Source organism: Cupriavidus sp. FW305-46, assembly GCF_058787075.1.
The window spans coordinates 1-8,855 of record NZ_JBYSZI010000051.1 but is presented as its reverse complement, the minus strand read 5'-3'; the positions used below and the strand labels follow the sequence as shown (position 1 = coordinate 8,855).

The 8,855-nt window shown below is 69.6% G+C and carries 8 protein-coding genes; 4 read left to right on the top strand and 4 right to left on the bottom strand.

All coding sequences use genetic code 11. The features are described 5' to 3' along the window. Positions 1-33 precede the first annotated feature (33 nt). A complete protein-coding gene (locus AC3WON_RS22765) occupies positions 34-792 on the bottom strand; it encodes an SDR family oxidoreductase (protein WP_492352806.1) in 759 nt (252 codons plus the stop codon). Between the two features lie 128 nt (positions 793-920). Next, positions 921-2,025, bottom strand: a protein-coding gene (prfB, locus tag AC3WON_RS22760) for a peptide chain release factor 2 (protein ID WP_099045607.1) whose coding sequence is annotated in 2 segments (ribosomal slippage) — positions 921-1,943 and positions 1,945-2,025 — 1,104 coding nt in all. Because the reading frame shifts where the segments join, the coding sequence is not laid out codon by codon here. A 191-nt stretch (positions 2,026-2,216) separates the two neighbouring features. Between prfB and AC3WON_RS22755 the strand changes: the two genes are divergently transcribed. After that, on the top strand, positions 2,217-2,927 hold the full coding sequence (locus AC3WON_RS22755; protein ID WP_492320849.1) for a peptidoglycan DD-metalloendopeptidase family protein: 711 nt from the start codon (positions 2,217-2,219) through the stop codon (positions 2,925-2,927). A 28-nt stretch (positions 2,928-2,955) separates the two neighbouring features. Here AC3WON_RS22755 and recJ read toward each other — a convergent pair whose 3' ends face one another. Beyond that, positions 2,956-4,653 carry a single-stranded-DNA-specific exonuclease RecJ gene (recJ, locus tag AC3WON_RS22750; RefSeq protein ID WP_492320848.1) on the bottom strand — a complete coding sequence of 566 codons (1,698 nt, stop codon included), beginning with the start codon at positions 4,651-4,653 and terminating at the stop codon, positions 2,956-2,958. A 61-nt stretch (positions 4,654-4,714) separates the two neighbouring features. After that, positions 4,715-5,824 carry a hypothetical protein gene (locus AC3WON_RS22745; protein WP_492320847.1) on the bottom strand — a complete coding sequence of 370 codons (1,110 nt, stop codon included), beginning with the start codon at positions 5,822-5,824 and terminating at the stop codon, positions 4,715-4,717. Positions 5,825-5,960: 136 nt separating this feature from the next. Here AC3WON_RS22745 and AC3WON_RS22740 point away from each other — a divergent pair, with 136 nt between their 5' ends. The 3 genes from AC3WON_RS22740 to AC3WON_RS22730 are packed head-to-tail and all read left to right on the top strand — an operon-like array spanning position 5,961 to position 8,790. Continuing rightward, positions 5,961-7,211, top strand: a complete 1,251-nt coding sequence (locus AC3WON_RS22740) for a lipoprotein-releasing ABC transporter permease subunit (RefSeq protein ID WP_492320846.1) — start codon at positions 5,961-5,963, stop codon at positions 7,209-7,211. Continuing rightward, positions 7,204-7,944 carry a lipoprotein-releasing ABC transporter ATP-binding protein LolD gene (lolD, locus tag AC3WON_RS22735; protein WP_010809010.1) on the top strand — a complete coding sequence of 247 codons (741 nt, stop codon included), beginning with the start codon at positions 7,204-7,206 and terminating at the stop codon, positions 7,942-7,944. Before AC3WON_RS22740 ends, lolD begins: the two co-directional genes overlap by 8 nt. 12 nt (positions 7,945-7,956) lie before the next feature. Next, positions 7,957-8,790, top strand: coding sequence for a TatD family hydrolase (locus tag AC3WON_RS22730; RefSeq protein WP_492320844.1), 834 nt, complete (start codon positions 7,957-7,959; stop codon positions 8,788-8,790). Positions 8,791-8,855 lie beyond the last annotated feature (65 nt).

Genomic DNA, 8,855 nt, shown 5'->3' with positions numbered 1-8,855 from the left:
GCGGCCGGATTCAGATGGCTTGATGGGTGCGGCTTAGTAGTTGCGGAGATCGTCCAGCTCGATGCTGCCGAAATCCGGGCGGTGCAGGTAGGCGACGATGCGGCCGGCGGTTTCCTCGGCCGACGCCAGCTGTTCATTGGCTTTCAGCTCGCGGAAGCGCTGCACCTGGGCGAAGTCGGCATTGCGGATGGTGGCCTGCATGCCGGTGTCGATCACGCCCGGGGCCAGCGCCACTGCGCGCACGGTGCGCGGGGCTTCGGCCTGGGCGTACTCGGCGTTGACCGAGCGCATGAACATGTCCAGCCCGGCCTTGCCGGCGCAGTAGGCGCTCCAGCCTTCGACCGGGCGGCGCGCCGCGCCGGAGGAGATCGCCAGCACCTTGCGCGGGCAGTCGAACTTCTCGGTGCGCTCCAGGAACGCCGCGGTCATCGTCATCGGCGCCGCCAGGTTGGTCAGCAGGTGCGGCACCAGGGTTTTCTCCTGCAGGCGCGTGACCGGGCCGATCGGTTCGACCACGCCCGCGTTCAGGATCAGCGTGGCGCTGGTCGGCGGGAGGTCGAGCGTATCGAGCACGCTGGCGAGCCAGGTTGCGGCGGGGCCGGCCTGCGACAGGTCCTGCAGGTGCCAGGCCACCGGCACGCCGCTCATGGTGGCGATGCGCTCGAGCTCGCTGTTGCGGCTGCGCGCCACGCAGATCAGTCGGTTGCCCGGCACGAGCAGGGCATTGGTCAGTGCCGCGCCCAGCCCGCGCGAGGCGCCGGTGATGATGTAGAGGTGATTGGCTTCGCTCATGGTGCCCCGGTCGGAAAGGCCGCAGCTGCGGCGGTACAGCGATGATCCAGCGATTGCGGTGATGTTGCTGTGCCGCCGCGGGTGCCGCCCCCCGCCGGAGGGCGGGGGGCGGGCGGCCCGATTCGGCCTTACAGTCCCTGCTTGAGGCTGGCCTCGATGAACGGGTCCAGGTCGCCGTCCAGCACCTTCTGGGTGTTGGACATTTCCACGTTGGTGCGCAGGTCCTTGATGCGGCTCTGGTCCAGCACGTAGGAGCGGATCTGGTGGCCCCAGCCCACGTCGGTCTTGCCGGCTTCGAGCTTGTCGGCCTCGGCCTGGCGCTTGCGCATCTCGTGCTCGTACAGGCGCGATTTCAGCATCGACATGGCTTCGGCACGGTTGCGGTGCTGCGAGCGGTCGTTCTGGCACTGCACCACGATACCGGTCGGGATGTGCGTGATCCGCACCGCCGAATCGGTCTTGTTGATGTGCTGGCCGCCCGCCCCCGAGGCGCGGTAGGTGTCCACGCGCAGGTCCGCCGGGTTGACCTCGACCTCGAACGAATCGTCGACCTCGGGGTAGACAAACACCGACGAGAACGAGGTATGGCGCCCGCCCGACGAATCGAACGGCGACTTGCGCACCAGGCGGTGCACGCCCGTTTCAGTACGCAGGTAGCCGAAGGCGTATTCGCCCTCGATCTTGATGGTCGCGCTCTTGATGCCGGCCACGTCGCCTTCGGACTCTTCCAGCACCTCGGCCTTGAAGCCCTTGCGCTCGCAGTACTTCAGGTACTGGCGCAGCAGCATCGAGGCCCAGTCGCACGCTTCGGTGCCGCCGGCGCCGGCCTGGATGTCGATAAAGGCGTTGGCCTGGTCCATCTCGCCCGAGAACATGCGGCGGAATTCCATGCCCGCGACGATCTCCTCGAAGCCCTTGACGTCGGCCTCGATCGCTTCGAGGGTGTCGTCGTCGCCTTCTTCCCTGGCGAGCTCAAACAGCTCTTCGGCGCCGCTGAGGTCGTCGGTGAGCTTGCTGAGCACGCTTACCACGCCCTCGATTGCCTTCTTTTCCTTGCCGAGGTCCTGGGCCCGCTTGGGGTTGTTCCAGACGTCGGGGTCTTCCAGCAAACCGTTGACTTCGTCCAGCCTTCCTACTTTGACATCGTAGTCAAAGATACCCCCGTAGATCTTCCGTTCGCGAACGGAGATCGGAGATGGCACCGGAGATGGCGTTGAGGCGTTCTGCTTCCATGATGTTCCTGCGCTTCGAAAACCTCGAATTATAGCGGATCGGCGCGGCAACCCGGGGCTTCCGGACCGCCTCGGGCGGGCCGCGGACCGAACGGATTGGCCGCGGCGCGGTCTATCCGCCGGTGCCGGGCGATGCACGCGGCGATAATACGGGTCGCAAGCCGCCCCCGGCACGACAAAGAACAGGGACGAATGACGCAAACCAGACATGACATCGAACCAGGCCGGCGCCGCGCGCTGGGCCTGCTGCTGGCCGCCGCGGCCGCGGTCGCGGCCGGCTGCGGCACCACGGGCGGTCCCGTGCCGGACGGCTACTACCGCGTCGAGCGCGGCGACACGCTGTATTCGATCGCGCGCAAGCACCGCCGCAGCGTACGCGACCTGACCCGCTGGAACAGCGACATCACCAGCCCCGGCCAGATCGAGGTGGGCCAGCTGATCCGCGTGCGGCCGCCGGGTGGTGCCTCAGGCAGTGCTTCGGCCGGCCAGGCCGTGACCGATACCCCGCGTGTCGACAGCGGCTCGGCCTCCCGGCCGCCCGCCAGCAGCATCCGCCTGCAATGGCCGGCCGACGGGCGCGTCACCGCCGGCTTCTCGCCGCCGGCCAGCAAGGGCCTGAGCATCGCGGTGCCGGCCAACGGCGCGGTGCGCGCGGCCGCCGCCGGGCGCGCCATCCACGTCGGCAACCTGCGCGGCTACGGCATGCTGGTGATCGTCAAGCACAGCGACGACTGGCTGACCGTCTACGGCAACCTGGACCAGCCGCTGGTCACGGAAGGCGCCCAGGTCTCGGCAGGGCAGGACGTGGGCCGCATGGGTGCGAGCCCGAGCGAGCTGCACTTCGAGGTGCGCGGCAACGGCAAGCCAGTGGATCCCGCTGCCTACCTGCCGTCGCGGGGCTGAACGGGGGGCGGAAGCCCCCGGGAGCACGCTACTGCGCGTGTTCGATCACCAGCTGCACGCGGGTGACGCCGTTGAAGGTGTTGTTGTCGAGCCGGTAGGCCACCTGTGCGCTGGCGCCGAGCGAGTCGGCATGGTTGAACCAGATCGCGTCGAAGCGCTGGCTGCCGCGCCCGAGCTGCAGCTTCAGGTGCTTGCCCTTGAGCACGCTCTGGCGCAGCACGTCGAACTCGCCGCAGAAGGTCGGCGCCGGGAAGCCCTGGCCCCATACCTGCTGCTCCAGCAGGGTGACGAATTCGGGGCTGAAGCACTGGTCCTCGATATCGCCATCGGTCTCGATCACGCGCGCCAGCTGGTCGTCGGTCAGCCATTCGCGGCCGACCGCCTCGAAGGCCTCCTGGAACTCGGCAAAACGCTCGGCGCGCACGGTCAGCCCGGCCGCCATGGCGTGGCCGCCGAACTTGAGCAGCATGCCGGGATGGCGCTTGGACACCAGGTCAAGCGCATCGCGCAGGTGGAAGCCGGGGATCGAGCGGCCCGAGCCCTTGACGGTGGTCTCGTCGCCGGGGGCGAAGGTGATGGTGGGGCGGTGGAACTTGTCTTTCAGACGCGACGCCACGATGCCGATCACGCCCTGGTGCCAGGTGTCGTTGAACACGCTGACGGTGAAGCGCGCCGACGGGTCCGGGCCGGCCAGCGGCTGCTCCAGGATCTGCAGCGCCTCCTGCTGCATGCCGGCCTCGATGTCGCGCCGCTCGCGGTTCATGCTGTCCAGCTCCTGCGCGATCTCCCAGGCGCGGTTGGCATCTTCGGTCAGCAGGCATTCAATGCCCAGCGACATGTCCGCCAGCCGGCCGGCCGCGTTCAGGCGCGGACCCAGCCCGAAACCCAGGTCGAAGGTATTGGCGCGCGCCGCCTCGCGCCCGGCGGCGCGGAACAGCGCCGCCACGCCCGGCTGCATCCGTCCGGCGCGCATGCGGCGCAGGCCCTGTGCCACCAGGATGCGGTTGTTGGTATCCAGCTTGACCACGTCGGCCACCGTGCCCAGCGCCACCAGGTCCAGCAGCGTCTGCAGCGGCGGCTGCGCGGCCTGGGTATAGACGCCACGCTGGCGCAGTTCGGCGCGCAGCGCGAGCAGCACGTAGAACATCACGCCCACGCCCGCCAGGTTCTTGCTGGGGAATTCGCAGCCCGGCTGGTTCGGGTTGACGATCACCGCGGCCTGCGGCAGCTCTGACCCCGGCAGGTGGTGGTCGGTCACCACCACGTCGATGCCCAGCGCATTGGCCGCGGCCACCCCGTCGACGCTGGCGATGCCGTTGTCGACCGTGACGATCACGTCCGGCTGCTGCCTGGCCGCCAGCGCCACGATCTCCGGGGTCAGGCCGTAGCCGTACTCGAAGCGGTTCGGCACGATGTATTCCACCCGCGCGCCCAGCATGCGCAGCCCGCGCACGCCCACCGCGCAGGCGGTGGCGCCGTCGCAGTCATAGTCGGCCACGATCAGCAGGCGCTTGCCGGCGCCGATGGCGTCGGCCAGGTAGGCCGCGGCGTGGCCGATGCCCTTCATGGCTGCGGGCGGCACCAGCTCGGGCAGGTCGGTGGCCAGTTCGGCGGCGCGGGCCACGCCGCGCGCGGCCAGGATGCGGGCCAGCGTAGGGTGCAGGCCGGCGGCGGCCAGCGAGCTGGCGTGTTCGGGAGAGTACTGGCGGATGGCGATCCGGGTCATGGGCGGGGCGGCAGGTGAGGTTTCGGTCGGGGCGGCGCGTGTCAGGCGGCTTCAGGCAGCTTTATGCGGCATAGGCGAGGTCGGACAGCAGCGCGCGCCAGTCGCCGCGCTGGCCCATGCCGCGCCAGAACTTGCGCAGGTCGGCGCGGCGCACGGTGAACTCGGCAAAGTGGTTCTCGCCGGCCAGCACCAGCGTGATGGCGCCGACCTGGCCGGCCACCAGTGCTTCCAGTGCCGGCGCGAACCAGTCGGCATCCAGCGCATGCATGCGGTCCAGCCAGAGGCCCCAGTCTTCGGCGATATGCGCTTCGGTGGCGCTGTCGAGCATGGCCAGCACCGTGCCCTCCACCCCGCTGGCGCCAGCCAGGCCGGCCGGCACCGGCAGCACGCGGCTGCCCGCGGCCAGGGCCAGCCCGCTCAGGAAGGGATCGTTGCTCAGCACCGTATCGGCCAGCCGCGGCACCGGCTGCAGCGCGCCGCCGCCGTACAGCCAGACCGAATTGACCGGCGCCTCGCCGGCAGCCTCGCGGGCCTGGTTGACGCGGTGGTCATACCAGGTCATCTGGATCTCGTTCTGCAGGCGGCGCCAGTCGCGGGCGCGTTCGCCGGCCTGCATCCAGATATCGATATTGCGGCCCGCGGCGCGCAGCGGCGTGGTCGCCTCCAGCGGGCCGAATACGGCCTCGGGCAGGTACCAGCGCTGCGGGCAGGGCGATTCCAGCGCGATGCCCGATTCCAGCAGCAGTTCGTCGATGGCGGCGCGCAGGGTCGCGGCCTCCTGCGGCCGGATGCCCAGCTGGGCGGGCGGCATCAGCACCAGGTGATCGCGCGCGGCGTGGATGTGCACCGGTTGCAGGCAGGTCCAGGACTGGCCATCGGGGGTGGCGGGGACGGCGCCGCCACTGTCGGCCAGCCGCATATAGGGCGCCAGCGGCACCCGGACCGGGTCCAGCCCCGCCTTGCCGGCCAGCCAGCGCTCCTGCGGCAGGCTGCGCAGGAAGGGGTCGTCATGCCGCTCGCGCGGGCCGGGCTCGGCCCGGGTCAGCAACTTTCCGAGCGCGGGCAGCTCCAACTGCCGCAGCAACGCGCCGGGAACGACATCGTCCCGGCCGTCGTCGCCGGCGCCCGGCGGGACGGAAAAGGGCACAATCAGGGTCAGGTGCGTCATCATGGTGGCGAGATTGTAAACTCCCGGCTGGCCGGCGCCAGTCTTGCGAGAGGCAGGCGGCGCACCCGACGGCCCGCATGCGTGCCGCCGGCGCCCCTCCACCGGGCACCGGCGCTTTCCCGAAACAACAGGAATCCTCTTGAACTTTCCCTACGAGTGGCAGATCGGCTGGCGATACACCCGCGCAAGCAAGCGCGCCAGCCGCAACACCTTCATTTCGTTCATCTCGATGATCTCGATGTTCGGGATCGCCCTTGGCGTCGCCGCGCTGATCGTGGTGCTGTCGGTGATGAACGGCTTCCAGAAGGAAGTGCGCGACCGCATGCTGTCGGTGCTGGCGCATATCGAAGTGATCGGCCCGTCGGCGCTGCCGGACTGGCAGAAGACCGCGGCCGAAGCCTTGCAGAACAAGGAAGTGACCGGCGCCGCGCCCTATGTCGCGGCCCAGGCCATGCTGACCCGCGACGACGCCGTGCGCGGCGTGCTGCTGCGCGGCGTGGAGCCGTCGCAGGAGCCCAAGGTCTCCGACATCGGCAGCCAGTTCCGGGCCGGCAGCATGACGGCGCTGGAGCCGGGCGGCTTCGGCATCGCGCTGGGCAACGAGCTGGCCAACGCCATGGGCGTGCAGGTCGGCGACAAGGTCACGCTGGTGGCGCCGCAGGGCACCATCACGCCGGCGGGCGTGCTGCCGCGGCTCAAGCAGTTCACCGTGGTGGGCGTGTTCTCGTCCGGGCATTTCGAGTTCGACAGCGCGCTGGCGCTGGTCAACATGCATGACGCCGAGACCCTGTTCCGCCTGAGCGGCCCCACCGGCGTGCGCCTGAAGCTGCAGGACATGCAGCGCGCGCCGCAGGTGGCCAACGAGCTGGCCGGCACCATGTCGGGCGAGCTCTACCTGCGCGACTGGTCCAAGCAGAACCGCAACTGGTTTGCCGCGGTGCAGACCGAGAAGCGCATGATGTTCATCATCCTGACGCTGATCATCGCAGTGGCCGCGTTCAACCTGGTGTCGACGCTGGTGATGACCGTCACCGACAAGCAGGCCGATATCGCCATCCTGCGCACCATGGGCGCGCAGCCGGGCTCGATCATGAAGATCTTTATCGTGCAGGGCGTGGCCATCGGCTTTATCGGCACCATCCTGGGCGTGGCCGGCGGCACGCTGATCGCCACCAATATCGACGTGATCGTGCCTTTCATCGAGCGGCTGCTGCACGTGCAGTTCCTGCCGCGCGACATCTATTTCATCAGCGAACTGCCTTCGGATCCCCGCGTGAACGACATCGCCACCATCGGCATCATCTCCTTCGTGCTGGCCACGCTGGCCACGCTCTATCCCAGCTGGCGTGCCGCCCGCGTCAACCCGGCGGAGGCGCTGCGCTATGAGTGAAGCCGTGTTGCACGCCGATACCCCCACGCCCGCCGCGGACCAGCCGCGCACCGGCTCGCCGGTGCTGGTGGCCGAGGGCCTGACCAAGCGTTTCCGCCAGGGCGAACTCGACGTGGACGTGCTGCGCGGCGTCGATGTGCGCGTCGATGCCGGCGAGAAGGTTGCCATCGTCGGCGCCTCGGGCTCGGGCAAGAGCACGCTGCTGCATGTGCTGGGCGGGCTGGATGAGCCCGACTCCGGCCGCGTCGCGCTGCTCGGCAAGCCCTTCACGGCGCTGCGCGAGCGCGAGCGCAACGTGGTGCGCAACCGCCAGCTGGGCTTCGTCTACCAGTTCCACCACCTGCTGCCGGAATTCACCGCGCTGGACAACGTGGCCATGCCGATGCGCATCCGCGGCCTGACCCAGCATGACGCGCGCGGCGTGGCGCAGGCCATGCTGGAGCGCGTGGGCCTGGGCGGGCGCGCGAAGCACCGCCCGGGCGAGCTGTCCGGCGGCGAGCGCCAGCGCGTGGCGATCGCGCGCGCGCTGGTGGGGCAGCCGGCCTGCGTGCTGGCCGACGAACCCACCGGCAACCTCGACGACCACACCGCCGGGGGCGTCTATGACCTGATGCTGGAACTGTCGCGCACGCTCGGCACCAGCTTCATCATCGTCACCCACGACCTGGACCTGGCCGGCCGCTGCGACCGCGTGCTGCGGCTGCGCGACGGGCACCTGCACCAGGAACGCTGAGCGGGCCGGCCCATGTGGATCGACACCCACTGCCACCTCGACGCCAGCGAGTTCGACGCTGACCGCCAGCAGGTGGCCGACGCGGCCGAGGCCGCCGGCGTGCGCGGCATCGTGGTGCCGGCGGTGGCAGCGTGGAACTTCGAGGCAGTGCGCGCGCTGGCGCGCCACGATGCGCGCTGCGTCTATGCGCTCGGCATCCATCCGCTGTGCTCGCCCGGTGCCGGCCAGGCCGACCTTGACACGCTGCGGCGCGAGGTGGTGGCGAGCATGGGCGACCCGCGCTTTGTCGGCATCGGCGAGATCGGGCTCGACTTCTTCGTCGCGGGGCTGGATGCGGAGCACCAGACCTGGCTCTACGCGGAGCAGCTGAAGATCGCGCGCGAATTTGACCTGCCGGTGCTGCTGCATGTTCGCAAGTCGCAGGACCAGGTTGGCGCGCAACTGCGCAAGCTGGGCGTGAAGCGCGGCATTGCCCACGCCTTCAACGGCAGCAATGAACAGGCGCGGCGCTTTGTCGAGCAGGGCCTGAAGCTCGGCTTCGGCGGCAACGTCACTTTCAGCCGTGCGCGGCAGATCCGCCGGCTGGCGACGGAGCTGCCGCTGGAGTCGCTGGTGCTGGAAACCGACGCACCCGATATTGCGCCGGCGTGGCTGTCTGACGATCAGTTCGGCGAACAGCACAAGGCGCGCAACACGCCGGCGGAGGTGGCGGGCGTGGCGCGTGTGATGGCTGAATTGCGCGGCATCGATGCGATGACGCTGGCGCAGGCGACGTGGCGCAATGCCGTGGATGCGATGCCGCGGCTGGCAGCGTTTGCAGATAGCATGGCGCCGCGGCCGGGCTGAAGTTAACGGGTCCCGCATTCACATTGCCCGCGGTTTGCTCCCCTCTCCCGCGAGCGGGAGAGGGG